27 protein-coding genes and 1 pseudogene are annotated in these 24,548 nt (G+C 48.0%); 15 read left to right on the top strand and 13 right to left on the bottom strand.

All coding sequences use genetic code 11. The annotated features are described in order from the left end of the window. The 4 genes from UNITIG_RS12055 to UNITIG_RS12040 all read right to left on the bottom strand — a co-directional run bounded on the left by UNITIG_RS12055 (nt 1) and on the right by UNITIG_RS12040 (nt 2,846). Nucleotides 1-399, bottom strand: coding sequence for an acyl-CoA thioesterase (locus UNITIG_RS12055; protein WP_101758602.1), 399 nt, complete (start codon nt 397-399; stop codon nt 1-3). Beyond that, a complete protein-coding gene (locus tag UNITIG_RS12050) occupies nt 396-797 on the bottom strand; it encodes an acyl-CoA thioesterase (protein ID WP_101759269.1) in 402 nt (133 codons plus the stop codon). The genes UNITIG_RS12055 and UNITIG_RS12050 overlap by 4 nt, the downstream gene beginning before the upstream one ends. Nucleotides 798-949: 152 nt before the next feature. Next, entirely contained in the window at nt 950-2,314 is a 1,365-nt protein-coding gene (locus tag UNITIG_RS12045) for a TRAP transporter large permease subunit (protein WP_101758601.1), read from the bottom strand. Further along, a complete protein-coding gene (locus UNITIG_RS12040; RefSeq protein ID WP_101758600.1) occupies nt 2,307-2,846 on the bottom strand; it encodes a TRAP transporter small permease subunit in 540 nt (179 codons plus the stop codon). Before UNITIG_RS12040 ends, UNITIG_RS12045 begins: the two co-directional genes overlap by 8 nt. A gap of 510 nt (nt 2,847-3,356) precedes the next feature. Here UNITIG_RS12040 and UNITIG_RS12030 point away from each other — a divergent pair. From UNITIG_RS12030 to UNITIG_RS12010, 6 genes are all read left to right on the top strand, one after another. Beyond that, a complete protein-coding gene (locus tag UNITIG_RS12030) occupies nt 3,357-3,884 on the top strand; it encodes a DUF4265 domain-containing protein (protein ID WP_101758598.1) in 528 nt (175 codons plus the stop codon). 41 nt (nt 3,885-3,925) lie between these two features. Further along, nucleotides 3,926-4,702, top strand: coding sequence for a peroxide stress protein YaaA (yaaA, locus tag UNITIG_RS12025; protein WP_101758597.1), 777 nt, complete (start codon nt 3,926-3,928; stop codon nt 4,700-4,702). 80 nt (nt 4,703-4,782) lie between these two features. Then, a complete protein-coding gene (locus tag UNITIG_RS12020) occupies nt 4,783-5,403 on the top strand; it encodes a response regulator (protein ID WP_200821280.1) in 621 nt (206 codons plus the stop codon). Beyond that, nucleotides 5,400-5,657, top strand: a complete 258-nt coding sequence (locus UNITIG_RS23585) for a hypothetical protein (RefSeq protein WP_200821279.1) — start codon at nt 5,400-5,402, stop codon at nt 5,655-5,657. Before UNITIG_RS12020 ends, UNITIG_RS23585 begins: the two co-directional genes overlap by 4 nt. 63 nt (nt 5,658-5,720) lie before the next feature. Further along, complete coding sequence (locus UNITIG_RS12015) at nt 5,721-6,311, top strand: DUF938 domain-containing protein (RefSeq protein WP_101758596.1); 591 nt, start codon at nt 5,721-5,723, stop codon at nt 6,309-6,311. 10 nt (nt 6,312-6,321) lie between these two features. Continuing rightward, nucleotides 6,322-7,965, top strand: a complete 1,644-nt coding sequence (locus UNITIG_RS12010; RefSeq protein WP_101758595.1) for a tetratricopeptide repeat-containing response regulator — start codon at nt 6,322-6,324, stop codon at nt 7,963-7,965. 6 nt (nt 7,966-7,971) lie between these two features. Here UNITIG_RS12010 and UNITIG_RS12005 read toward each other — a convergent pair whose 3' ends face one another. The 4 genes from UNITIG_RS12005 to UNITIG_RS11990 all read right to left on the bottom strand — a co-directional run bounded on the left by UNITIG_RS12005 (nt 7,972) and on the right by UNITIG_RS11990 (nt 10,934). After that, nucleotides 7,972-9,135, bottom strand: a complete 1,164-nt coding sequence (locus UNITIG_RS12005; RefSeq protein WP_101758594.1) for a GNAT family N-acetyltransferase — start codon at nt 9,133-9,135, stop codon at nt 7,972-7,974. A 25-nt stretch (nt 9,136-9,160) separates the two neighbouring features. Continuing rightward, nucleotides 9,161-10,042 carry a 4-hydroxybenzoate octaprenyltransferase gene (gene ubiA, locus UNITIG_RS12000; protein ID WP_101758593.1) on the bottom strand — a complete coding sequence of 294 codons (882 nt, stop codon included), beginning with the start codon at nt 10,040-10,042 and terminating at the stop codon, nt 9,161-9,163. A gap of 36 nt (nt 10,043-10,078) precedes the next feature. Continuing rightward, nucleotides 10,079-10,291 (bottom strand): hypothetical protein, encoded by a 213-nt coding sequence (locus tag UNITIG_RS11995; RefSeq protein ID WP_101758592.1) that lies wholly within the window; start codon nt 10,289-10,291, stop codon nt 10,079-10,081. Nucleotides 10,292-10,376: 85 nt separating this feature from the next. After that, nucleotides 10,377-10,934 (bottom strand): chorismate lyase, encoded by a 558-nt coding sequence (locus UNITIG_RS11990; protein WP_101758591.1) that lies wholly within the window; start codon nt 10,932-10,934, stop codon nt 10,377-10,379. 160 nt (nt 10,935-11,094) lie between these two features. Between UNITIG_RS11990 and UNITIG_RS25305 the strand changes: the two are divergent. From UNITIG_RS25305 to UNITIG_RS11965, 5 genes and pseudogenes are all read left to right on the top strand, one after another. Beyond that, nucleotides 11,095-12,473, top strand: a pseudogene (locus UNITIG_RS25305) (FAD-dependent oxidoreductase). 138 nt (nt 12,474-12,611) lie between these two features. After that, complete coding sequence (locus tag UNITIG_RS11980) at nt 12,612-12,887, top strand: HU family DNA-binding protein (RefSeq protein ID WP_101758590.1); 276 nt, start codon at nt 12,612-12,614, stop codon at nt 12,885-12,887. 100 nt (nt 12,888-12,987) lie between these two features. Beyond that, on the top strand, nt 12,988-13,557 hold the full coding sequence (locus UNITIG_RS11975; protein WP_101758589.1) for a DUF1415 domain-containing protein: 570 nt from the start codon (nt 12,988-12,990) through the stop codon (nt 13,555-13,557). A 91-nt stretch (nt 13,558-13,648) separates the two neighbouring features. Further along, nucleotides 13,649-14,926 (top strand): dicarboxylate/amino acid:cation symporter, encoded by a 1,278-nt coding sequence (locus UNITIG_RS11970; RefSeq protein ID WP_101758588.1) that lies wholly within the window; start codon nt 13,649-13,651, stop codon nt 14,924-14,926. Nucleotides 14,927-15,288: 362 nt separating this feature from the next. Next, the gene (locus UNITIG_RS11965) at nt 15,289-15,546 is read left to right on the top strand and encodes a hypothetical protein (protein WP_101758587.1); all 258 of its coding nucleotides are present in this window, start codon (nt 15,289-15,291) and stop codon (nt 15,544-15,546) included. Nucleotides 15,547-15,604: 58 nt separating this feature from the next. Here UNITIG_RS11965 and UNITIG_RS11960 read toward each other — a convergent pair whose 3' ends face one another. After that, nucleotides 15,605-16,894, bottom strand: coding sequence for an MFS transporter (locus UNITIG_RS11960; RefSeq protein WP_101758586.1), 1,290 nt, complete (start codon nt 16,892-16,894; stop codon nt 15,605-15,607). 183 nt (nt 16,895-17,077) lie between these two features. On the opposite strand from UNITIG_RS11960, the gene UNITIG_RS11955 reads away from it, so the two are divergent. Beyond that, nucleotides 17,078-17,542 carry a GNAT family N-acetyltransferase gene (locus tag UNITIG_RS11955; RefSeq protein ID WP_101758585.1) on the top strand — a complete coding sequence of 155 codons (465 nt, stop codon included), beginning with the start codon at nt 17,078-17,080 and terminating at the stop codon, nt 17,540-17,542. A gap of 54 nt (nt 17,543-17,596) precedes the next feature. Here the strand turns inward: UNITIG_RS11955 and UNITIG_RS24320 are convergent, their stop codons facing one another. From UNITIG_RS24320 to UNITIG_RS11940, 4 genes are all read right to left on the bottom strand, one after another. Continuing rightward, the gene (locus UNITIG_RS24320; RefSeq protein ID WP_235015366.1) at nt 17,597-18,376 is read right to left on the bottom strand and encodes an HDOD domain-containing protein; all 780 of its coding nucleotides are present in this window, start codon (nt 18,374-18,376) and stop codon (nt 17,597-17,599) included. Then, complete coding sequence (locus tag UNITIG_RS24315; protein ID WP_235015365.1) at nt 18,340-18,963, bottom strand: hypothetical protein; 624 nt, start codon at nt 18,961-18,963, stop codon at nt 18,340-18,342. Before UNITIG_RS24315 ends, UNITIG_RS24320 begins: the two co-directional genes overlap by 37 nt. Before the next feature lie 201 nt (nt 18,964-19,164). Then, entirely contained in the window at nt 19,165-21,252 is a 2,088-nt protein-coding gene (gene recG, locus UNITIG_RS11945; RefSeq protein WP_101758584.1) for an ATP-dependent DNA helicase RecG, read from the bottom strand. 2 nt (nt 21,253-21,254) lie between these two features. Then, entirely contained in the window at nt 21,255-22,175 is a 921-nt protein-coding gene (locus tag UNITIG_RS11940) for a hydrogen peroxide-inducible genes activator (protein WP_101758583.1), read from the bottom strand. 53 nt (nt 22,176-22,228) lie between these two features. On the opposite strand from UNITIG_RS11940, the gene UNITIG_RS11935 reads away from it, so the two are divergent. The 3 genes from UNITIG_RS11935 (at nt 22,229) to UNITIG_RS11925 (ending at nt 24,376) form a co-directional block, all read left to right on the top strand. Continuing rightward, nucleotides 22,229-23,167 carry an SDR family oxidoreductase gene (locus tag UNITIG_RS11935; RefSeq protein WP_145999161.1) on the top strand — a complete coding sequence of 313 codons (939 nt, stop codon included), beginning with the start codon at nt 22,229-22,231 and terminating at the stop codon, nt 23,165-23,167. A gap of 68 nt (nt 23,168-23,235) precedes the next feature. Further along, a complete protein-coding gene (locus UNITIG_RS11930; RefSeq protein WP_101758581.1) occupies nt 23,236-24,045 on the top strand; it encodes a transporter substrate-binding domain-containing protein in 810 nt (269 codons plus the stop codon). A 1-nt stretch (nt 24,046) separates the two neighbouring features. Further along, complete coding sequence (locus tag UNITIG_RS11925) at nt 24,047-24,376, top strand: hypothetical protein (RefSeq protein ID WP_101758580.1); 330 nt, start codon at nt 24,047-24,049, stop codon at nt 24,374-24,376. The last annotated feature ends 172 nt before the right edge of the window (nt 24,377-24,548 follow it).

Here is a 24,548-nt window from a genome sequence, read left to right as displayed (position 1 = left end):
TTATTTTTGAATCGCCCGGGTCCGTCCCCGGTCATCAATAGCAACAAACACAAATTGACCCTCGGTGACTTTAACCGGCTCGAAATTATTGCGGTCAGTAATCCATACCTCCACACTGATGCGGATTGAGCTGCGACCAACATCAATAATATTGGTGTAGCAGCTGACAATGGCGCCAACATGCACTGCGGTCAAAAATTTCATTTTGTCGATAGCCACTGTCGACACCCGGCCGCGAGCAAGTTTAACTGCGGCCACGCCTGCCGCGGAATCCATTTGCGAGACTAACCAGCCAGCAAAAATATCACCGCGAGGGTTGGTGTTTACGGGCATTGCTACCGTCTGGATGGAGAGCTCACCACTGGGTGAGGGCGCGCGGTTGATGGTAGAGACGCTCATTTATTAATCGCTCTGGTTTTACCATCGTCATCAATAGCCACGAAGACGAATTCACCTTCGGTGACTTTGGTGGGTTCCAGGGTGATTTTGTGTTTGATCCACACTTCAACATTAATGGTGATTGAGCTTCGGCCGACGTCTAACACTTCAGCGTAACAGCTAACAACAGCGCCGACATGTACCGGGGTGAGGAAAACCATACCATTGATAGCCACTGTGGCAATACGGCCTCGGGCGGTGCCCAGTGCTGCAATGGCGGCAGCCAGATCCATCTGTGACACTAACCAGCCGCCAAAAATATCACCATTGGCGTTGGTATCAGCGGGCATGGCAAGGGTTTGTAAGGCGAGCTCACCATTGGGGGTGGGGGCGTCGTCGTTTAAATCATCGTCACTCATTGGGGGTCCTGAACGTGGTTGGCTCGAGTTGGTTGAGCCGGTAAAAAGAACGGCTACTGTACCGCTAATTGCTGTATTTGCAATGGCTGCATCTTGCATACCCGGCTTTATTGCTATTTTGGGTCAAAGCGCACAGCGCTGGTTTAATCGAACTATTTTAGCAATGCCGGTAATCCGGTTACCAGTGAAGGCCATTGCGCAATCATTAGTAGTAGCGCCAGCTGGATTAAAACAAAAGGAATTACGCCACGGTAAATATCGCTGGTCTTGATAGAGGCTGGTGCAACACCGCGCAAATAAAACAGCGCAAAGCCAAAGGGCGGTGTGAGGAAGGAGGTTTGCAGATTAATTGCAATCATGATGCCTAGCCAAATTGGGTCGACCCCCATCATTAATAGGATCGGCCCAACGATGGGTACCACTACAAAAGTGATTTCAATAAAGTCGAGGATAAAGCCGAGCAGAAAGATAACCACCATGACGACGGCGGTGGCACCGATCACCCCGCCAGGCATTTGCTGAAACAGATGATGAATTAAATCGTCGCCACCAAACCCTCGAAACACCAGCGAAAATACCGCCGCACCAATTAAAATCATAAATACCATGCAGGTGACTTCAAGCGTGGATTGGCCGACTTCCCGCAATCGGGCAATGTTGAGTTCCCCTTTTGCCAGCGCTAGCAGCGTGGCGCCTAAGGCACCGACACCGGCAGCTTCTGTGGGCGTAGCGGCACCCACTAAAATGGAGCCCAGTACTGCTACTATTAAAAGCACCGGTGGGATTAAGCCGGAAAAAAGTTCACTGAGGCTAGGACGCTGCTGGTCATCAGCTACTGGGGCGGCGCTGGGGTTGATACGCACATAAACCAATAAATAGACAATGTATAAAGAGACCAACATTAGCCCGGGCACAATGGCGCCGATAAATAAGTCACCGACGGACACGGTTTTGGGATTGAAAATGCCCATATTGAGTTGGGCCTGCTGGTAGGCACTGGAGAGGATATCGCCCAGTAACACCAGCGCTATCGATGGTGGAATAATTTGTCCCAGAGTACCGGTGGCGCAGATGACGCCGGTGGCTAGTTTGGGGTTATAACCCCGACTCATCATCGAGGGCAGCGATAACAAACCCATGGTGACAACGGTGGCACCGACAATGCCTGTACTGGCGGCGAGAAGCATGCCGACGAGGACTACCGATATGGCTAAGCCGCCACGGAGTTGACCGAACATGGCCGCCATATTGCCCAATAATTGCTCGGCAACACGGGACTTTTCCAACATCACACCCATCATCACAAAGAGTGGCACGGCAATCAGCGTGGTGTTGCGGATAGTGCCAAATAAGCGATTAGGTAAGGCGCTGAGAAAGGAGGGATCAAAGTGGCCGCTGACAATACCGACGCCGGCAAAAATTAAGGCTGTGCCAGCCAAACTGAAGGCGACGGGGTAGCCCAGCATCAGCACCAGGCACACCGCCAGAAACATAACAAGAGGAATATATTCAACCATCGGTGTGACTAGCCTCATCTTTGCTGATCAGTACCATGGCACTGCGCAAGATTTCGGCTAGCGCTTGCAAGCCGAGATTGAAAGCCATCAGCGGAATAAGGGTTTTCAATAAAAAAATGGCCGGTATACCGCCAGGCTCGGTAGACACTTCACGAATGGCCCAGGATTGAATGACATAGTCCCAGCTGATGATAAAGATATAGGTACATAACGGCAGCAAGAAAATAATTCCCCCAAGACTGTTGATCCATGCTTTGGCTCTGGGGGAAAAATTACGATAGAAAATATCGACGCGCACGTGGCCATCAAGTTTTAAGGTATAGGCGGCACCTAACATAAAGATACTGCCGTGCAGGTAGGTGACGGATTCTTGCAGGGCGATGGTGCCTAGATCAAAACCATAGCGTAACACCACCACCAGGCACAGCAGCACCATCATGATCAGGCTCAGCCAAGCGAGCAGGCGACCACTGACATCGGTCAAGGTATCAATGCTGGTTTGGATAATATGTTGGTGCTTGGCTGGTGACATGAAATATGCAGCAGTAGTGTCATCTAATTATTGCCGGGCATTATAGCTGAGCGAAGCGGTCGGCGCATTAGTCGAATCAGGCCTTAGTCAGTGGCTGTTACTGGCCAGATTGGGCTGTGATCTGCTATGGTTAGCGGCTGTTTATAGAGTTAGGACGTCTGGTACAGGCTGATAGCTTAAATATATAACAAAAGTGACGTACATGGCTTAGGGATGTCAGCTGTAGATACTGTAAACGCCGGATGGCACAAACTATTGATTACATAAAAGACTATGATCTCAACTGCAAAAACAACCCTACAATCGTTGCTATTATTTTCCCTCGTTTTTCTCTCAGCCTGCGAAAGCAAATGGGAAAAAATGCCTGATGATGAATTAGCGGCAAAAAACTCTGACTGCTATGGCATGAATGATCCTGCTCCAGCGATGATTCAAGTGTGTAAAAATTATAAACGTGAATGTGAGCGTCGCCGGGCCCAGGGTGTTTATGTGTGCTAAGGGGCGTTAATCATGACGGAATCAACTAGCAAACCACTGTTGGGTGGCGAGACGACGGTGAGCCTTATCGCCGGCACTCACCCCAATGGTGAAATTATTATTGAAAAAATTCTAGCGCACCCGCAGCCAAAAAATAATAGTTTCCAGTTATTGAAATCGCCGATGTTTGTGCGCGGTATTGCCCGCGGGGATGTCATTCAGCCGCTAGAAAATACTCAGGGCGCCTTCAAAGTATTACAGCATGGCGGCAATCTCTGCGTGCGTGTTTTCAGTAAAAATTCTTTTGCCACTCCGGCGCTGGAGGCGATTGAACAAGGCTTAAGCTCCGAGTTTGAAAAACTGGGTGGCGATGTGGATATCCGGGATGATAAAGCGTTAGTGTTTAGTATTCATGTCAGCTGCGGTTTTAATGTTGTAGAAAAAATTCTGCAAGATACCTTAGGTGATCGTGATGATGTGGTGTGGTATTACGGTAATGTCTACGATCCGGAAACCGGTGAGCCGCTTGATTGGTGGCAGTCGTTATTAGCGCCGGAATAATAAATCAGTTCGAGTTGAATTTTTTATATTGAGAATTAACCATGCTTTTGGTGATTTCCCCAGCAAAAACGTTAGATTTTGAAACGCCTGCCAAAACTAAAGTGGCAACCACTCCTGATTTTTTGGAGCAGTCACAGCAGCTGATTAAACAACTGCAGGACTTGGCGCCCGCAGACATCTCAAGTTTAATGAGCATCAGCGAAAAATTGGGATTGTTAAATTTTGATCGGTTTCATAGCTGGCACACCCCATTTGATACTAAAAATGCCAAGCAGGCACTGTTAGCTTTTAAAGGTGATGTTTATACCGGTTTGGATGCTGAAAGTTTTACTGCGGCCGATTTTAAGTTTGCGCAAAAACATCTACGTATTTTATCAGGCTTATATGGCCTGTTGCGGCCGCTGGATTTAATTCAGCCTTATCGCTTGGAAATGGGCACAAAGTTTGCCAATCAGGGTGGGGCTAATTTGTATCAGTTTTGGGGTGAGCAGCTGACGCAGGCAGTAAATACCCAGCTGAAAAAAACCAAAAGTACGGTATTGGTTAACTTGGCCTCCAATGAATATTTTAAAGCGTTGCAAAGCAAAGGGATTGAGGCCGATATTGTTACGCCAGTTTTTAAAGATAAAAAAAATGGGCAATATAAAATCATTAGTTTCTATGCGAAAAAAGCTCGCGGCTTAATGAGTGCCTATGTCATAAAGCATCAGCTAACCAATGTTGAGGACTTAAAAAAGTTTGACGTTGAGGGCTATCGTTATAACGCTGCGATGTCTTCTACCAGCGATTGGGTCTTTAGCCGTGATGAACCCGCGTAATTCGCCGTATTGTAACCATTGAGTTGCGTACAAAAAGCTTTCAGCTAAGCTGAAACCATACCTACCTGTTAGAGGCCGCTATGGCAGCATTGAAGTTTTTAGTGGTCGATGACGCCACATTTATCCGCGAAATGTTAAAGAAGAACCTCCGGGATCATTTTCCTGGCAGTGAAATTCTTGATGCAGCCAGTGCTAAAAAAGCTATCCCCATTCTGAAAGCGAACCGGGTGGATTTAATTCTCTGTGACTGGGAAATGCCGGATATGACCGGTGAAGAGTTTTTACGTTGGGTGCGCGCTCAGGAAGCCTATGCCGAATTACCTTTTATTATGGTTACCAGCCGTGGCGAGCGTGACTTTATTGTGAAGGCGGCGCAGGCTGGTGTGAGTGATTATTTAGGCAAACCGTTTACCCCTGAAGGCCTGGTGGGCAAAGTCACCAAGGCGTTGGCAAAAGTGGGGAAAACAGTTAAACCGGCGGGTGTACCCAATGCCAATGATAATAGTTTGGGCGTATTAACCGGCGGTGCTGGTGCTGCGGTGAGTAAACCCAAAGCGGCAGCGGTGATGAATGATTCCGCCAGTGTGTTGACAGCCAGTGCCCCCGCCCGGCAAAACCTGCAGCAAAAAAACCCAAAAATAAGCCGCAAGCCAGAGGTCAGGCGTTGCTCACGTTTGCCGGATTCAATACCCAGTGTGTGATTAAAGATATTTCGTTACAGATGATGAGCGGTGCCATTAAGCGTGAGGACACACTGCCGACTATTCTGGAAACGGTGGTCATTAGTATTGTTCAAAACGACGGTGAAGATGTCGCGCGTTTAAATGGTTATGTGCACAGCATCCAGGCGGCTGAAAACCGCATTGATGCGGGGGTGTTGAAATTAACTGTGCGCTTTGTTGACGACGACCCGAAGAAGTTAGAGCATCTATCGCGTTATATAGCCAAGCTATAACGGTTGTTGCTGCATAGCCTTGTAATTGTTAGCGTGTGTTCATGACTAACGCTGGAGCGGTTTATGGATAGACCTTTTTCCCAAGCTTGTGAAAACAATAAAGCCGCAATTCTGGCTGTTTTGCAGCAGCATTTGGCGGCGGTGGATTTTGTTTTTGAAGTCGGTAGCGGCACCGGTCAGCACGCGGTGCATTTCTCCCAGGCGCTGCCGCATTTGCAGTGGCAGCCTGCTGATCAGCAAGAGTATATAGAAGGTATAAATGCCTGGTTGGAATGGGCAGCTGTCGAAAATATATTAACGCCACTGACTATTGATATCGAAAAGCCATGGCCAATTGCGGCTACGCCTGCAATTTTTTCAGCCAATACTCTCCATATAATGAGCTGGCCTGAAGTAGAAGTATTTTTTTCGCAGGTGGCACGAGTATTAACATCGCCGGGGGTGTTGTGCATCTACGGTCCTTTTAATTACGACGGTCACTATACCAGCGAGAGCAATGCGCGGTTTGATCAATGGTTAAAGCAACAGCATCCGCTCAGTGCTATTCGAAACTTTGAAGCAGTTCACACTTTAGCTATGAAAGCCGGTTTATCATTTGTCGAAGACTATGCCATGCCAGCCAATAATCGTTGCCTGATTTGGAACAAGGACTAACGAATCTACTATGCTCTCCAATCGCCCCAGTGAAAATCGTTTTCTTATTGTTGATAACTATCCGTTTGGCCGTGATGCCTTACGCCGTACTTTGTTGACAATGGGTGTGCAGCAGGTCGATATTGCGGTTAGCGCCAGTGCTGCTATTTCGATGTGCAGAAAAATGGATTACGATTTTGTGTTATCCGATTACGATTTGGGGGAGGGTAAAAATGGCCAGCAATTACTGGAAGAGTTACGCGGGCAAAAGCTGTTTAATAACGTTAGTGCCTTTGTCATTTTAACTGCCGAAACTACCCGCGATATTGTTTTAAATACGCTTGAGTTCCAACCAGATGATTATCTGGCCAAACCCTATAACCAAAACTTATTGATCCGCAGAGTGAAACGCTTGCTGCGATTCAAATCCAGTTTGCATGAGGTTTTTCAGTCAGTGGATGGGGGCAATTATCCGCTGGCAATTCAGGATTGTGAAAACTATCTTGAGGATAATGATGAGTTTCGTAGCAACGGCTTACGCATTCTGGCAGATCTTTATCAGAGTGTTGGTGAGCTGGAAAGTGCCTTAAACATATACGATACGGAATTAGTTGCTCGCGATAGCGACTGGGCACGTCTAGGACTGGCCAATGTATATATGCAGCAAGGGAAAATGCAGGAGGCTGAGGCGTTGTTTTTAGAGTTGATTAATATCAACTATATGTATATTGAAGCGTATGAAAATTTATCCAGTATTTATTTGCAACAGGAACAAATACAAAAGGCCGAAGATATTATGGCCAAGGCGATAATGGTGTCACCGTTATCGCTGCGCCGCCAGCAATTGTATGCGGGTATCTGTGAGAAGAACAATCATTTTGATAATGCGATCAACGGTTGGCGGAATATTATAAAAATTGCGCGTAATAGCAAATATGAAGCTGCGGACAATCATTTGAATTTAGCCCGTTGCTTGAGCGATTTTTGTGATCACCACAATAGTTACAATGATCCGGTAATCACCAAGGAGTTATTTGATAATTTTACTAAAATGCGTGCTAAATTCCATGTCTTTGGCGATGCGGAATTGCAAGCTTTGTTTATTGAAGGCCGCACCTATTATTTACAGGGTGATAAGTTAAATAGTAAACAACGAATGGATGAGGCGGAGAAAATATTTAATAAAAATCCGTCAGCATTCTCTGAAAGTAGCCAATTGGAATTCGCTAAATCTTTAAGCCAAACCGGTAATGATGAACAGGCTGGCATACTACTTCGTAAGTTAGCATCCAGCAGCGTTGACCCACAAATATTATCCAAGGCCGATAAAGTACTGGATGAGCCTGTCAGTAAAGATGGAAAAGATAAGATAATTAAGCTTAACCGCCAAGGAATCAAATATTTTAAAGCGGGAGAATATCAACAGGCAGTGGTAGCATTTCGTGAAGCGCAGACGTTTTTTACCAAGAATATTGAGTTAAACCTGAACCTGGTACAAGCTCTGGTTAAATTAATTAAAACAAATAAAAATGGCAGTGACCGTGAGCTTTGGTTGACTGAAGCCGAGCAGTGTTTGATCAATATCCGTAACATTCCGGCCAGCCATAAAAAATACAGTAATTATCAGCGGTTAAGTAAAGAGCTTGAAGGATTGGAGTCTGAGCAGGCGGCTTGATAGTGCTTATTGGTCTGCTTTTTTGAACGGTAGTAATGTTGTGGCTTGCTCAATATAATCGGCAGTCGCGGCATTGTCCCTGAGTAAAAAATCATCCACTGCAAGTCGAAAATCCGGATGGGCAATCCAGTGGTTGGAATAGGTGCGAACAGGAGTAAAGCCGCGTTGTATTTTATGCTCGCCCTGTGCACCAGGGTCGAAGCGCTGTAAGTGGTTGGCAATGCAGTACTCGATCCCCTGATAGTAGCAAGCTTCAAAGTGCAAAAATTCAAATTCACGGATACAGCCCCAGTAACGTCCATAGAGTGTTTTACTGTCGCGAAAATTAAGTGCGCCGGCAATGGCCTGGCCGCCTTTGTTGTTATCGTAGGCCAACACCAGCACCAGGTTTTCCGGAATAGTTTTTCCGATTAGCTCAAAAAATTCCTGATCCAAATAGCCGCCATGACCGCTGCGCTTGGCGTAAGTCATTTGATAAAAATAATAAAATCGCTGCCAGATATCGCTGGATATTTCATGGCCTTCAAACACTTCCAGCGTGAGATTTTGATCTGCTACCGCCATGCGCTCTTTTCTTAGGTTTTTTCGTTTGCGCGAACTAAAGGTAGCTAAAAAATCATCAAAGTCAGTAAAGCCTTGATTGAACCAGTGAAACTGAGCGCCGTGACGGGCGGCGAGGCCCTCCAGCTGAAATGCTTCACAAGCTGTTTGATCAGGGAATAATATATGAATAGATGAGACCCCGAGGGACTCGGCGTGTTGATAAATAGCGCTGATAACGGCTTCATTGACAATAGTCGCATCACAGTCTGCAGCGACACATAATCTGGGGCCGGTAGCCGGAGTAAAAGGAATTGCACTGAGAAGTTTTGGGTAATAGTCCAGGCCGTGGCGGCGATAAGCATCCGCCCAGGACCAGTCAAAAACAAATTCGCCGTAGGAGTGATATTTTAAATACAGCGGCATCACTGCGATCAATTTTTCTTTGCCAGCATTGCTTTGGTAGACCGTTACATGTTGCGGCTGCCAGCCAGTTTCTCGATTGGTCGCGCCGCTGGTTTCCAGCGCCAGCAGAAACTCATGGCGGGTAAAGGGATAGTCGATACCGGTGATAGCATTCCATTGCTCGCTGTCGATGAGGCTGACACTATCAATAAAACTGACGCGCATTATTTTTCCTTTGGATGTACTTGGCTCAGCTGGGTAGAAAATAATGCAATACAATGCCAATAAAAATAATTAATCCTGCCCAATGATTATTTAAAAAAGCTTTAAAGCATTGGTCACGCTCACGGCGGCGAATAAGTTGTTGCTGGTAAATAAATAATCCACTAGCGCCAATTAAACCACCATAATAGGCAAGGCCCAAATTAAACTGAGGACCGGCCAGCGCTAAAATAAAAATCACTGAGATTTGTAGCATGCCAGTAATGGCACGATCATCGTCACCAAATAAAATAGCCGTTGATTTGACGCCGATTTTAATATCATCATCTCTATCAACCATGGCATAAAAGGTATCATAGGCGACCGTCCATAGCACAACGGCAATATAGAGTAGCCACATGGCATTAGGGAGCGCATTTTGTTGAGCGGCAAATGCCATTGGAATACTCCAGGAAAAAGCGGCGCCTAATACGATTTGGGGAAAATGCGTATAACGCTTCATAAAGGGGTAGCAGGCCGCCAGTATCACCGCAATGAAGGACAGCAAGATGGTTTTGGTATTGGTAAATAACACCAGAATAAAAGCGAGTATGGCCAGAACGGCAGCAAATAGAAGTGCCTGTTTGGGGCTGATACGGCCGTTGGGGATAGGGCGATCGCGAGTGCGTTTGACATCGCCATCGATGTTGCGGTCGGCGTAATCATTAATCGCACAGCCGGCTGAACGCATCAAAAAAGTACCGGCAATAAAAATAAATAGCAGTTTTAAATCGGGCACGCCTTCAGCGGCAATCCAAAGAGCCCATAAGGCTGGCCACAGTAAAAGATAGACGCCAATGGGGCGGTCGAAGCGAATGAGGGCTAAGTAATCAGGTGCTTTATTGCGCAGCGTTGATATAAGGGTATTCATTGCTTGACGTGGTGTTGGTTTTAAAAAAAGAGTATATCAGAGGCCCAATAACATAGCTGTTAACAACAAGGTAATGGCGGACAGTGAGAACAATTCAAAACGGTCGAAACCATGGTGAGCTATAAAAAGTTGATAGTGATTATCGGCCAGTTGGCGACGATCCAGACGTTGCCGATTATCGTTTGATTGAAGTTGATGCTGGCGACGATCAGATCCTGAGCGTCTATTCCAGAAAAGTAGTGTGGCCATCTCCGTGCCTTATTTGTTGTTGGTTTTCCTCATATACTAACGTAAAGAGTTTAGAAGATCGGTAGACCGTTTGCCAAGTCGGTTGTTACAAAGCGCAGGTCGGTAAAAAGATTTCGCTTACCATAATCGGCTTGTCAGCCAGTTCAAACCGGCAGCGACGGCCCCACAAGGATTGAGCTTGTCGAAATTGAGCGGGCAATTGCTGGCTATTGCCGTCGATACTGGCAATTTGAAAGGGGCGGCGGCGCATGCTTGGATCGCTAAACAGCATGGCACCCAGTGAGCTGTCATTAAATTTACGTAATCGCCGTAACCGTCCCGTGAGTGATGTGGCGGGAATAACGCTGCGGGCAAATACCCAGGCTTGACCGTGGCAGAGTAAGGCTACTTCCCTGATAATGGCGCGCTCACGGGGCCGCATATCCAATAAAATGGCCTCTGACAGCCGTGGTTGCTGCCATCGCTGGTTGAGCACTTGTACTTTGAAGTTGCCGTGACTGGCAGTAATCAGGCGTTTGGTGAGCGACCCCGAATCCAGCAGCCAGTTCTTTGCGGCGCTGGGTAATGGCTCAATAATACAGTGTTGAGAACTCCGCCAGTGGGCTTCACCGGGGTGGTATCTGAGAGGTTGAACAGCGTACAATAGCGGGCTTCCGGTGGCTTGAGATTTTTAGTGGCGTTTATTGAGCTCTGATGACTGATGCGCAGGACGGCAGAATGCGCGATATATCTGTGACTTGCAAGCCCTGCGCTTTACCGAATACATGCGCAGCAAAAAAAGATATTAATGAGGTAGGATTTTAATGAGTAAATGGGAATGTATTGTTTGTGGCTGGGTTTATGACGAAGCCAAAGGCGACCCTGATTCAGGCATTGCAGCAGGTACTAAATGGGACGATATTCCAGCAGATTGGTTGTGCCCTGATTGTGGTGTAGGTAAAGAAGATTTTGAAATGATCGAAATGGTGGAGCAGCCGACAGAAGTGCCGCACCACGAGGAAGAAGACACCACTGATCATGTCGTGGCGCCAGTGATAATCCTGGGTACAGGATTAGCCGGTTATGGTTTGGCGAAAGAGTTTCGCAAGCATGACGCTGAAACCCCATTGATTTTAATCACATCGGATGATGGACGCTCTTATTCCAAGCCGATGTTATCGACAGGCTATACCAAAAATACTGAAGCCAAAGATTTAGCGCAGGCTGACGCTGGCACTATGGCCCGCACGTTGAAAGCCAGTGTGTGGACAATGACTGAAGTGGCAGCAATCGATACGGATAATCAAATTATTAAAGTTGGTGATGCTGCGACCAGCATTCACTACAGCAAATTAGTGCTGACTCTGGGTGCCGAACCCATCAGGCCACCCATTGCTGGCGATGCACTGGATCATGTGTATTCCGTCAATGACCTGCTCGATTTTGATGACTTCCGCAAAGCGATGAAAAAAACCGGTGCCAAGAAAGTGTGTGTTATTGGTGGTGGTTTAATTGGTTGTGAATATACCAATGATTTATTGAATGGCGGCTTTGAGGTTGAAACAGTTGATCCCTTAGCGTATTGCTTACCGACTTTATTGCCAGAAGTTGCTGGCAAAGCAGTACAGCGTGCGCTGGAAGAAAAAGGGGCTACATTTCATTTTGGTCCGTTGGTCACTGAAGTGAATAAAGGTACTGATAGTGCTGTGCAGGTCACGTTGAATACCGGTGATACGATTGACGCAGATTTAGTTGTGTGTGCAGTCGGTGTAAGACCGCGAACGGAACTTGCAGCGAAGGCGGGTATCAAAGTCAACCGGGCATAGTGGCTAATCGTTTATTGGAAACATCGGCCAAAAATGTTTACACCTTGGGTGATTGTGCTGAAGTGGCTGGCCATGTACTGGTGTATGTTGCTCCATTAATGGCTGGCGCTCGTGCTTTAGGTAAAACCTTAGCGGGTGAGCCCACTGAAGTAAGCTATGCAGCTATGCCTGTTACCATTAAAACTCCAGCGTGTCCGGTGGTAGTAAATCCGGTACCCAGGGACGCAGAGGGTGAATGGACAATTCAACAAGACGGCAATAATGTCGTCGCTGAATTCCGTAGTGCGCAAGGTAATTTGATTGGTTTTGCCTTAACTGGCGAAGGCACCAAAGAAAAAATGCGTTTACAGAAAGAACTACCGCCAGTAATGGCGTAAGCAATAACCACTTACCTATTATGTTAGGCTGGGTGGGTTGATCAAATAAGCTCGACGTTTTTTCTTCGGGCTTTTTATAAAAATTTTCTTAGGCAATGACGTCTAAAAAAACTATTACAATTCTAAGAGGGAAACATTATGCGTAAGCCCGAGCTCGCAGCAGAAATTGCCGACAAAGCCGACATTCCATTAAACAAAGCCAATGATGTGTTATCTGCTATTTTGGATCAGATCACTAATGCGTTAAGCCGCAAAGAATCGGTTAGCTTGATAGGTTTTGGTACTTTTGAAAACCGTCATCGCAATGCCAGAGTAGGTAAAAACCCACGTACAGGAGAGGCTTTGCAAATAGCCGCTTCAAATACTGTAGGTTTTAAAGCTGGCAAAGCATTGAAAGAAGCTGTTAATCAGTAAAGTTTAATTGTATGGCTAGTGAAACGGATGATGTTTATGCATTATCCGTTTTTTTATGGGCGAATATTTATTTTTAACAACAACGTTTGGGTAACATAAAATGAACCGCAATAGCAGCGCTAGCAATAACCCAGCTCAGCAAACTATGGACTGGTTACAAGGTATTGTGATTGGTTTAAATCTATGCCCATTTGCTGCTGCGGTGGTGAATGAGCAGAGCTTGCATATTGAAGTGTGTGCAGCACAGACACATGAAGAGCAACTGGTGGCGGTGTTGAAACAATTGGATTTATTACAGCAACAGGATGAAGATTCCATTGCCACCAGTTTGTTGGTCTTCAGCCAAGGGCTGCAGGATTTTGATCAGTATTGGGGACTGGTAGAATTAGCCGAAGAGGTATTGACCGAGGTTGGTTTGGATGGCGTTATTCAAATAGCCAGCTTTCATCCTGATTATTGTTTTGAGGGTGTCGATGCTGATGACGTTAGTCACTATACCAATCGCTCACCTTATCCAATGCTACACTTTATTCGAGAGGCGCAGCTAAGTCGGGCGTTAGCAGGCTACCCGGACCCGGAAAAAATCCCGGAAAATAATATCAATCGATTACGGCAACTGGGCAAGCCTGCTTTATTGCAGTTATTGATGCAGACAGCTAAGCGGAGCTAAGCTAACTCAGGCTATCATTCATTTTTATTTAGCGTAGTATTAGGCCACGCTGCACGCTTATTGTTCACTCCTAATAACAAATGGAAAGGGTATGAAAAATCTCGCACTGCATTGGCAAATTCTGATCGCAATTCTTCTCGCCGGTATTGCTGGCACTGTTACTGGTCCCGAGGCTGAATTATTCGGGGTGTCCTTTTTAGCCATTTATCAATTTCTCGGTACTTTATTTCTTAATGCCTTAAAGATGATTATTGTACCCTTGGTCATGTCATCAATAATTACCGGTATCTCTGGCATCGGTAATAGTGAGCATTTGGGCCGGTTGGGCGGGAAAACGATTCTGTTTTATGCCACTACTAGCTTGTTGGCAATATTGGTCGGTTTGGCATTGGTCAATATCACCCAGCCAGGGCTGATTGAAGGTAAGCCTGCCGGTGAGCAGCTGAACCTTACTACCGATAAAAATGCACTGGCTGATGTGGTACAAAAAGTAGAGGGCAGAAGTGCTGGTGATATCAGTGGTATTTTTCTGCGCATGGTACCGACCAATGTAGTTGCTGCAGCGGTTAATGGCGAAATGCTGGGGCTTATCTTCTTTGCTATCGTGTTCGGTTTTTTTATGACTAAAATCGAAACCGGGAAAAGCCAATTAATAAAAGATTTTTGGCAATCCATTTTTGAAACCATGATGTTAATTACCATGTGGGTAATGAAATTTGCGCCCTATGGTGTATTTGGTTTAGTGGCAGGCACCGTGGCGGTAACCGGTTTTGCCGCGTTTAAACCGATGATTATTTTCTTTTTTACTGTGGCTTTCGGGTTAGCGTTTCATGCGTTTATTACTATGTCGGTGATACTGCGATTATCCGGAGTAAAGCCAGGCAGTTTTTTCAAATTAATGTCACCAGTAATGTTAACGGCTTTTTCTACGGCGTCGAGTTCTGCCACCTTGCCGTTGACCTTGGAGAAGGTTGAGCGCGAAGTCGGTGTGTCCAATCAAACCACCAGTTTTGTATTGCCACTGGGTGCTACGATTAATATGGACGGCACGGCTTTATACGAGTGTGTGGCGGCGATGTTTATTGCCCAAGCCTACGGTATTGATTTGAGTCTGGTGCAGCAATTCACCATCGTGCTGGTTGCCTTGCTGACCTCCATAGGGGTGGCGGGTATTCCAGCGGCCAGCTTGGTAGCGATCACTGTTATTTTGGGAGTGATTGGTCTGCCGCTGGAAGGTTTGGGTCTATTGCTGGTGACCGACCGGGTTTTGGATATGATGCGCACAGCGGTGAATGTGTACAGTGACTCCTGTGGGGCAGTAGTAATTGCTCGCTCCGAGGGTGAGCAAACCAATGTGGCGGCTGGTTGACGTTGATCAGTTTTGAGTTGAAAAAAAGAGCTGCTATTTAGCAGCTCTTTTTTTTGGCAGTTCCTTTTGTTGACGCAAGCCAAGAGCAAGTTTTTTGACACAGCGTCGACCGGATAGGAATGATGGCGCTGAGTGGCCGCCAAAATATTGTCTTTCGCGGCGGTTGAAAACGCCCTGCAATCACCATGTAAAATAAAAATTCCTCTTATAAAACAACTTCTTATATGGATGTTCTCGCTTTGTTTCTAAAGTTGGCCCGTCGCTTGCTATATCTCGTATAACCGGGGAAGAGTGCAGAAGCACCGCCACCACTAGCAGCGACAACATAATAAGTCGCAACCAACAAAGATTGGGGAAACATCATGCTAAGTCATCATATTGAGAATTTACAAAACAGCATCCTGTGGGCACAGCAACAGGATGATCTGGATGTGTTATGTCAGGCCCGTGATCATCTGACCCAGCTGATGAGCTTTGTCAGCGAATTACCCATGGTGGATCAGATTCAGGCCCAGCAAACCATTGAACAAGTGTTACCTATGGAATGGCCACTTTGGATGGAAGCTTGTCGCTATGAAGACGGCAACAGCACATCCGTTACCGAGTTTACTTTGCACTAACCTTCGAGAGTTAGCTCAGCATGTTGGGCGGGTAACCGCCCCTTTTTATTTCTGCTTTTTATCCGTCGCGATGAATGCGTTTTACCCATAATGACCAGATAAATACGGTCAAATTCAATACCCCGAATAGTACAAACGGACTGGTAGGTCCATAGTGTTTGAACAGCCATCCACCACCGCCACTGCCGACTAAAATACCCACCGCACCTGCAGTCCCAAAAAAACCAATGACAGCGCCGCGGCGTTGCTCCGGTGCTTGTTGACCGACCAAGGCCTGGCTGCTGACAAAGGCACTGATCTCGGCAATCCCCATTAAAAACATTAAGCCCCAGACCCAATTAGCGGTGGGATCGTCGACAAAATAGATGGCGAGGTAGACGACGGCTGCCATCCCGGAAGCCAGCGAGACTGCCGCTACTTTGCTGATTTTGTCGCTGATAATACCCATCAGGATGGCGCCGACTAGCGCACCAAATACGGTGGTGAACACTCTCGGTGCTGACAGCGTGCCCATCGCTTCACTGAAACTCATACCCAGTTCGCCGACGCCGTACTGCACAAACCACAGTCCCATAAACGCGCCGGTAACGGCTAAATCGCCGCGAGAAATAAAGGCAGCGCCGTAGGATAATCCGGTGGCAGGGTCACGGGCGGCTCGCAGGCCGTGCTTGAGCATGTCGGTGATTTTTTCGCTGGCGGCACTAGCCTGGATGCCAACAGTTTTAGCCAGCCCAAACCAACCGATAATGGCGCCCAGCAGTCCCAGTGAGCCGGCCGCTATAAATGCACCTTGCAGAGCTTGCACTTCGCTGTAGCCCTGATCGACTAACACTTTTGGTACAAAACCCAATAGCGGCGGAATGAAGGCGCCCAGTGTGGCCATTAAACCCTGAATGCCATTGGCGCGACCGCGGGTTTCATTGCGGGTGTAATCGGAGATCACTGTAATCATCATCCCCATCATCGCGGCACCACCGGCGGCGATAATCAGCCGGTACAGCACCAACTGTTCGATACTGCTGGCAAATGGGTAAATAGTGTAACCAAAGGCGATACACAACATACCGCAGACATAGATCAGGCGGCGGCCAATGCGGTCTGCAAAGACCCCGAACACCCCCATTAACGCGATATAGACCAACTCCTGCATAACTCGGAGGTTGCCGGTGATTAATCCCTGCTCTTCAAATGGGACTTCCAGTACCTGTAATAAGCCCGGTTCCAGCATTGCCAGTAAACCGGCATAGCCGGATGACACCAGCGCGATAAACATATAGGCGATTAAATTGTGGCGACGGACGCCGTCGCTCAGTGCTACACCGAGGAAGGTTGTGCGGGGTTGAGACATGGATACTCCAGAGTGCGGTGCCACATTATTGTTGTTAGAGCGCGCATGGTAACGGTTTCAGTGCTAGCTGTTAAGCAACGAAATAGTCTCGTTAGGTGCAAGATTATTTTCGTTAATAGGCTTATGATAGGGCGGCTACTCAGGAAGAGTGCTGTTACATTTTTCAGTAAAGGATTACAGCCTATGTTAATTCAGATTAAACCAAATGTTGCCGTACAGTGGTTCGCCACTGGCGATAGCGATTTCAATACCGTACACCAACTCTGCGATTGGATTTTCCCGGCTTCAGAGCGAGTTAGCCCTGATCCAGCAAACCCCCAGCAACACTATACCGCCGCTATTATTCAGTTTCAGAAAGTCATTGCCTGTGGTCAATTAACCGCAATAACGGCTGGTTCAGGACGCCGTTATTTGCAGTTATCAAAAATGGCGGTGGCGCGACCATTTATGTACTGCGGATATCGGGATATGTTATTGCGTGCGGTTATCGCCCGTGCGACGCAATTGCGGGCCGAGGGCATCCTGTTGAGCGCAAGACTGGAAGCGATTGAATTTTATCGCAGCCATGGCTTTGTGGAATTTGCTGGAACGTATCAGCATGCTATTTCCGGGGTGCAATACCAACAAATGATTTTGCTGATTGCGTGAGCAAGTAATAAAAAAGGGCTGAATAATCAGCCCTTGCTAGCATCAATGTCGATTTTAAGCTGCCATATTGGCAGCCATGAGGTTTAGCTCAGCGGAAGATTCCATCATTTTAGCAATGGCCTCCTCGGCTTTTTCGCGATCCAGGTGCAGCTCCTCGAATAGACTGTCAGCAATGGGTGTTAAGGCCGCGTCGCCAATGCCATGCGTGCGCAATAGGCGCATCGCTATAAAGAGTAGTTTCGCATACTGCTGATTGTCACCGTCATAGTTGGCTTCATTTTGAAATCGCAGCGCATCACATACTTCGTCAGGCATATTCCATAAACGCATTAACCAGCTCCCCAGTTGTTCCCGGGTAACGCCGATCAAGTGCCGTTCGATATGGCTGTGGTTGGAAAAGGGGTTTGCTTCCTGATAACGGCAAATATTAGCAAAATGGGGTGGAAATACTTCGGCTAAAATCAGGTAGCCAAAGTTATGCAGCAGACCGGATAAATAGGCCATGCCCATGGTGGGACGCTGTTTCGGCGGGATTGCGCCGACCAGAGCCTCCACCGCAGTGGCGGCATAGACTGCCTGTTCCCAATATGGGGTAAAGCCTTTGGCGGCTTCTTTGGGCAGTGCCATGGTTTTACCCAGTGCCAGGCCGAGTGACAGGTTGAGCACTAAATCAAAACCCAGTACACGGACAATGGCATCGTGTACCGATTTGATTTTTCCTGGTGCTGCGTAATAGGGGGAAGCCGCCCAGCTTACGACTTGAGCCGCTAGTGAGGGATCACTTTCCACAATATCCGTTAGATCTTTGATATCGGCATTGGGGTCAACCCGCAATTTGATAATCCGTTGCGCAGTGTCTGGCAGGGGGGGAATTCCAACGTTTCTTCCAGCCGCTGCTTGATCCGCAATTGGGTGAAGTTGGCGACAGCGGCAGTAATTTGGTCGGTATCGGCCGCGCTATCCAGTGAAGTTGTTTGCAGTTCAGCCTCTGTCACTGCGATATTAGCCACTAGTGCATCACCAATCAGCTGTTTAAATTGCGCGGCGCTGAGGCTGACAAAATGTTGTTCGTTACCGGTTTCCAGTGTTAATTCAGTGCATTCTAACAGGCGCTGGTCGATGACGATGTCCAGCCCTAGAGCTTTTGGCACATTGGTCAGTTGGCTGAGTTGAGCCGATGAACAAAGAGTTTGGACATCTTCCAGCGATGTGGCTTTGAGCTCGCGCTTGGTATGGGCTCGCAATGCGTCTACATCGAGGATACTTTCAGCGGGATAGATCGCTTGTAGTTTGCCCTGACTATCTTGCAGCACCGAGCTTCTGGCTGTGCCTTGAAGCTGGGCACTGGGATGCGCATCAATGACGTTGAATTCAATATCGTGCTGGGTTAATACCTGTTCAATGACAGCCGGGACTGACATGTAATGCTCCTTGATAGATTACTGCTGGTGCCAAAACCAAAAAAACACCGTATCCGGCTCAGCTCTATGGCTGTTCTGAGGGAGGTCTGGCGGTCTATTATTATAACGTGAGTACCAGTTTAGCTTACCGTGACGTAAGTGCTTAATTTCGAAAGCGTAATGTGCGCCAATTCGCAGAAAAGAAAACAAGGAACAGCGGCGTTACACTTGCGCATACTGTTCGCTGTCCGCCAGCCAGCGCTTAATTAGCGGATCAATCGCTTCGGGGTGTTGCCTCAGTAATTGCTCGGCAGTGGCTTGCACTTGCTCAAGCAAATGGCTATCACGTTCCAGATCGGCGATACGCAACTGCATTAAGCCGGTTTGCCGGGTACCGAGTAATTCACCGGGACCCCGTAACGCCAGATCTTTTTCGGCAATCACAAAGCCATCGCTGCTGGCGCGCATGGTTTGCAAGCGTTGTTTACCCAACTGTCCCAGTGGTGATTGATACATTAGCACGCAGTGGCTGGCGGTGCTGCCGCGCCCGACACGACCGCGCAACTGGTGCAATTGGGCGAGCCCCAGCCGCTCGGCATTTTCGATAATCATCAAACTGGCATTGGGCACATCGACGCCGACTTCAATCACCGTGGTGGCAACCAGTACATCCAGTTGATGGGTTTTAAAAGCCTCCATGACGGCAACTTTTTGATCCGCTTTCATGCGCCCGTGAATCAGGCCAACTTTTAAGTCCGGGAGTGCTGCGGTGAGTAATTCACAGCTGTCTTCTGCGGCTTGGGCAGCCAGCGTTTCTGACTCTTCAATTAAGGTGCAAACCCAATAGGCTTGCCGCTGCTCGCTGCAGGCACTGCGAATTCGCTCGATCACTTGCGCGCGACGGCCATTATCAATAACCACGGTGTTGATCGGGGTACGGCCCGGTGGTAATTCATCAATCACCGAGGTGTCGAGATCGGCATAGGCGCTCATGGCCAGCGTTCTGGGAATCGGGGTGGCAGTCATTATGAGCTGGTGGGGGTGCCCCACTTCCTGCCGCGCTTTTTCTTTTAATGCCAGGCGCTGGTGGACGCCAAAGCGGTGTTGCTCGTCGATAATCACCAGCCCTAGCTTGGCAAATTGCACCTCGTCCTGAAACAGCGCATGGGTACCAATGATCATCTGGGTTTGATGCTCGGCAATCGCTGTAAGTTGCTGGCTGCGCTGCTTACCTTTGACCTTACCGGTCAGCCAGCCCAAAGAAATCCCCAGTGGTTGTAGCCATTGGCAAAAATTATTGAAGTGCTGCTCAGCCAGAATCTCGGTAGGCGCCATGAGCGCGACTTGGTAGCCGCTGGCGAGAGCTTTGATGGCGGCCAGGGCGGCGACCACGGTCTTGCCGGAACCGACATCGCCCTGCACCAGCCGCAACATGGGTTTGCGCTGTTGCAAGTCGTTATTGATTTCCGTGACTACCCGTTGCTGGGCGGAGGTGAGGGTGAAACCCAGCTGCTCGATAAATTGTTGGCTCAGTTGATCACCATCGGTAAAGCTGGGCGCGCCTTGCTGCTGGGTTTGTTGTCGCAATTTTAACAAACTGAGGTTGTGCGCTAATAATTCTTCGAAAGCCAGCCGCTGCTGATAGGGGTGTTCGCCCTCTCGAAGTAGCTGGGTGGGAGCATCGGTTGGTGGTTGATGCAGGTAGAGCAACGCTTGTTCAAGCCGAATTTGCTGGCCATTAATTGTGGGAATATCCGGCAGCCACTCAATCAGGGTATTGGGCTGTAACAGCTGCAAGGCCTGTTGATTGAGTTTGCGCCAGCCTAGCTGACTCAGACCTTCGGTACTGGGGTAAATAGGGGTGAGTGATGTTTCAATGTTCAGCGGCTGGCCCGGGTCAACGGCTTGGTATTCCGGGTGATAAAACTCCAGACCACTGGCTCCGCGACGGGCTTCACCATAGCAGCGCAGTCTAGTGCCTTGCGTTAAATTTTGTTTCTGTGCTGCGGAAAAATGGAAAAATCGCAGCGTCACCGTGCCGGTACCATCCTGCAGTCGGCAAACCAGACTGCGGCGCCGTCCAAACACGATATCAGCGGCTTTAACGTCACCTTCGATCACGGCATCCATGCCGGGTTGCAGCGCGCCGATGGGGGTAATACGGGTGCGGTCCTGATAGCGTAGCGGTAAGTGAAACAAAAAGTCCTGTACGCTGCGGATGCTGAGGCTGGCCAGTTTCTCGGCCATTTTTGGACCTACACCTTTTAAGGTGGCGATGGCTACCCGATCCAAGGTCGGTGGTGTAGACATGCTCAGGCCTTTACCGCGCTGCCTAATTTACATTGGCGGATTGTTTGGCTTAACACATCCACCGCTTTATGGCGGGGAAAACTGGCGCGCCAAGCGAGTGCAACGGTGCGCTGGGGTGCATTGTTGGTAAAGGGCCGGGTCACCAGCGCGTTATTATCTGCCAGCTTGGCTGCGGAAGCGGGTAACACGGTGATACCCAAACCCGAGGCGACCATATATTTCAGCGTCTCCAGCGAACTGCCTTCGACTACCGATTGCAGAGTCTGGTTTCCTTGATGAATATTTTTACGTAAGCCGGGGCAGGCATCCAACACCTGATCGCGAAAACAATGACCTTCACCCAGTAACAGCACCTGCTCTTTTTCCAGTTGCCTGGGGTTGATGGTTTTGGATTTCGTCAACGGGTGGTCTTTGGCTAATAACACCACAAAGGGCTCCTCGTATAGCGCCTGAGTGACCACGTCGGGCTCGGCGAAGGGCAGGGCGATAACGATGACATCCAGTGTGCCCTGACGTAATTTTTCGCGCAGTACCGCCGTGTAATTCTCTTCGATATACAAAGGCATAGCAGGCGCATTTTTTTGTAGCTTGGGAACAAAATGCGGAAAAAGATAAGGTCCAATAGTGAAAATAGCGCCAATGGATAATTTGCTGCCCAAGGGATCTTTGCCGGCATTGGCCAGTTCATTAATTAGATGGCTCTGTTCAAGCACCACTTGTGCTTGCTTAATAATTTGCTCACCTAGCGGGGTGGCGCGTACTTGATTGCGGCTGCGCTCAAACAGTGCCACATTTAACTCGTCCTCAAGTTTTTTTATCGCTACGCTCAACGTAGGTTGGCTGACAAAACATTTTTCTGCGGCTTTGCCAAAATGTTGAGTCTGTTGCAGGGCGACAATATAGCGCAGCTCGGTTAAGGTCATGGTTAAGCCTTTTAATGACGTTAGACACAGAATTGCTAGATTAATATTTTCTATTGAACTCTGCCATTACTATTATTCTATTAATTGATGATAATGGTGCAGTCGTCAGGATAATGAAGGAATACACAGTGGCATTAAAAATATTAATAGTTGGGTGCGGTGATATTGGGACACCCTTGGGTCTACAGTTGGCGGCGGCGGGACATCAGGTGTGGGGCTTGCGTCGTTCATCGCTATTGCCGGCACCGCTAAAAACCATTAATGCGGATGTGACGGTAGCGGCAACGCTCTCCGTGTTGGCGGATTTATCTTTTGATTGCGTGGTGATGACCTTAACCCCGGCAGCGTTTAGTGATGCGGGCTATGAACAGGTGTTTAATCAGGGTTTATTAAATGTGTTGCAGCGATTGAAGCAACCGCTGCAAATCAAACGTTTGTTTTTTATTTCCAGCACCAGTGTCTATCACCAGAGTGATGGCCAGTGGGTCGATGAGTACAGCCCGGTGGAGCCTGTTAGCTTTTCTGGTAAGCGATTGCTGCAGGCCGAACAAAGCCTGGTGGCCAGTGGTATCGCTTTTTCAATTATTCGCTTCGCCGGTATTTATGGTCCGGGGCGACAGCGTTTGCTCGATCAGGTGATGTCTGGCCAAGGTAGTGCCAAAACACCGTCGCTGTATACCAACCGTATTCATCGCGATGATTGTGTGGGCTTCCTGGCGCATCTGGTTGGCAAAGTCGCGCAGGGGAAATCGGTAGAGCCTTGTTATATTGGGGTAGATAGTCAGCCAGTGACAATGTGGGAATTAAAGCGCTGGTTGGCTCAGCAACTGGGCGTTGACCCGGAGCGCTTAACGCAGGAAGAGAGCAGTCGTCGCAATAGCAAACGCTGTAGCAATAAACGCTTATTGGCGACCGGCTATCAATTACAGTATCCCGGTTACCAAAGCGGCTATACTGAATTGATTAAAGCGTATTTGAATTCAAATAAATGAAAGTTCATGGGCAGTTTGACGAATTATGTCCTGTTAATTTTTTGGCGTGCTATTAAGGAATCCGCGTAATGTTTATCCGACTTGCTACTTTTACTTTGTTGTTTTCACTGTTATTAACGAGTTTCTCGGTCAATGCCGCACAGCCAAGCAACCGCGACTTTAGCAAAATTATTGCCAGTGGCGAACTGCGAGTAGGTGTCTCTATTTTTCCACCCTGGGTGATGCGTGCTAAAGATGGTGAATTAATTGGTTCTGAAATTGATATGGCGCGACGACTGGCAGCGGATATGGGCTTGCGGCCTGAGTTAGGTTTATATGAATGGGAACAGTTGATACCCGCATTGGAAAAAGGCGATATTGATGTCATTGTTTCTGGGATGGGGATTAAACCCAGCCGCGCGTTGCGGGTTAATTTCAGCCGTCCTTATGGCGACGCCGGTATTGGTTTAGCGACCCATAGTGAAAAAACTGCCAACTTTAGTGGTTTGGATGACTTGAAACGCCCCAGTGTCAATATTGGCGTGATGGCAGAGACAGTATCCGAGTCTGTGGCTAAAAGAATGTTTTCCAAAGCGAGCTTAAAACAATACTCGAGCTTGAAAGAGCTGGAAGCGGCACTGGTCAAAGGCGATATACACGCGATGATTGCTGCTAATCCTTCGCCGCAGTTTTTGGCGTTAAAGCATCCCGGTAAAATTGATGTGCCGTTGCAAAAGCCGCTATTGAGTTTTAAAGAAGGGTTAGCAATTAATAAAGGTGATGCGGATTTTTTAAATTTTCTGGATGCTTGGGTAGTGTCTCGCAGCGCCGATGGCTGGATTACCAGTACCCGTCATTACTGGTTGGAGACGCTGGAGTGGCAGCAACAGGTACCGTGACATGAAGCGAATCGAAAAGCATCTATGGCTGCTGATACTGTTAAGCTGCGGGGTCTGTGCGCAACCGGGCATGGATGCGGATGACTTACTTGATGAGTCGGAATATCGCAGTGAGCTGGAAGAGATCGTGGTCGTCGGTACCGAGCCTGAGTGGCGGAAAGCCCCGACAAAAGAATGGCGGCCGGATAAATTCAAACTTAGCAGCAACAAGCAGGAGTTGAATCGCCAGTGGTTTCCGGAGTACACCAAGGAGGACCGGGATAATTACAACGGTGTGCGCAATAGAATGGGTGAAAAGGCCGAGATTAAAATATTTGAGTGGGAGTTTTGATAAAGGCCGGAATATCTGATTTTTTAGTGGACTGATTGATCACGAAATAACGGAATTGTGTAACCGGGGATAACCAGCAAAACTTTCCAGAATGCCTCCAGCTGGCAGTTCAGTATTCTCCTGAGCCGCCGCCTCTGCTACTAAACTTGCAAATCTTATAATCAGCTAGCAC

Source organism: Oceanicoccus sp. KOV_DT_Chl (assembly GCF_900120175.1).
GTDB lineage: Bacteria > Pseudomonadota > Gammaproteobacteria > Pseudomonadales > Dasaniaceae > Oceanicoccus.
This window is presented reverse-complemented; position numbering and strand designations above follow the sequence as displayed.

Bases quoted from the DNA above. Each gene is read 5' to 3' on its own strand.
- UNITIG_RS11925 (WP_101758580.1), top strand. From the start codon at position 24,047: ATGAAGCGAATCGAAAAGCATCTATGGCTGCTGATACTGTTAAGCTGC.
- yaaA (WP_101758597.1), top strand. From the start codon at position 3,926: ATGCTTTTGGTGATTTCCCCAGCAAAAACGTTAGATTTTGAAACGCCT.
- recG (WP_101758584.1), bottom strand. From the start codon at position 21,252: ATGTCTACACCACCGACCTTGGATCGGGTAGCCATCGCCACCTTAAAA.
- UNITIG_RS11955 (WP_101758585.1), top strand. From the start codon at position 17,078: ATGTTAATTCAGATTAAACCAAATGTTGCCGTACAGTGGTTCGCCACT.
- UNITIG_RS12020 (WP_200821280.1), top strand. From the start codon at position 4,783: ATGGCAGCATTGAAGTTTTTAGTGGTCGATGACGCCACATTTATCCGC.
- UNITIG_RS12010 (WP_101758595.1), top strand. From the start codon at position 6,322: ATGCTCTCCAATCGCCCCAGTGAAAATCGTTTTCTTATTGTTGATAAC.
- UNITIG_RS11960 (WP_101758586.1), bottom strand. From the start codon at position 16,894: ATGTCTCAACCCCGCACAACCTTCCTCGGTGTAGCACTGAGCGACGGC.
- UNITIG_RS12015 (WP_101758596.1), top strand. From the start codon at position 5,721: ATGGATAGACCTTTTTCCCAAGCTTGTGAAAACAATAAAGCCGCAATT.
- UNITIG_RS11970 (WP_101758588.1), top strand. From the start codon at position 13,649: ATGAAAAATCTCGCACTGCATTGGCAAATTCTGATCGCAATTCTTCTC.
- UNITIG_RS11930 (WP_101758581.1), top strand. From the start codon at position 23,236: ATGTTTATCCGACTTGCTACTTTTACTTTGTTGTTTTCACTGTTATTA.
- UNITIG_RS12045 (WP_101758601.1), bottom strand. From the start codon at position 2,314: ATGGTTGAATATATTCCTCTTGTTATGTTTCTGGCGGTGTGCCTGGTG.
- UNITIG_RS11975 (WP_101758589.1), top strand. From the start codon at position 12,988: ATGAACCGCAATAGCAGCGCTAGCAATAACCCAGCTCAGCAAACTATG.
- UNITIG_RS12050 (WP_101759269.1), bottom strand. From the start codon at position 797: ATGAGTGACGATGATTTAAACGACGACGCCCCCACCCCCAATGGTGAG.
- UNITIG_RS24315 (WP_235015365.1), bottom strand. From the start codon at position 18,963: ATGTCAGTCCCGGCTGTCATTGAACAGGTATTAACCCAGCACGATATT.
- UNITIG_RS12040 (WP_101758600.1), bottom strand. From the start codon at position 2,846: ATGTCACCAGCCAAGCACCAACATATTATCCAAACCAGCATTGATACC.
- UNITIG_RS11940 (WP_101758583.1), bottom strand. From the start codon at position 22,175: ATGACCTTAACCGAGCTGCGCTATATTGTCGCCCTGCAACAGACTCAA.
- UNITIG_RS12055 (WP_101758602.1), bottom strand. From the start codon at position 399: ATGAGCGTCTCTACCATCAACCGCGCGCCCTCACCCAGTGGTGAGCTC.
- UNITIG_RS12030 (WP_101758598.1), top strand. From the start codon at position 3,357: ATGACGGAATCAACTAGCAAACCACTGTTGGGTGGCGAGACGACGGTG.
- UNITIG_RS11995 (WP_101758592.1), bottom strand. From the start codon at position 10,291: ATGGCCACACTACTTTTCTGGAATAGACGCTCAGGATCTGATCGTCGC.
- UNITIG_RS12005 (WP_101758594.1), bottom strand. From the start codon at position 9,135: ATGCGCGTCAGTTTTATTGATAGTGTCAGCCTCATCGACAGCGAGCAA.
- UNITIG_RS11965 (WP_101758587.1), top strand. From the start codon at position 15,289: ATGCTAAGTCATCATATTGAGAATTTACAAAACAGCATCCTGTGGGCA.
- ubiA (WP_101758593.1), bottom strand. From the start codon at position 10,042: ATGAATACCCTTATATCAACGCTGCGCAATAAAGCACCTGATTACTTA.
- UNITIG_RS11980 (WP_101758590.1), top strand. From the start codon at position 12,612: ATGCGTAAGCCCGAGCTCGCAGCAGAAATTGCCGACAAAGCCGACATT.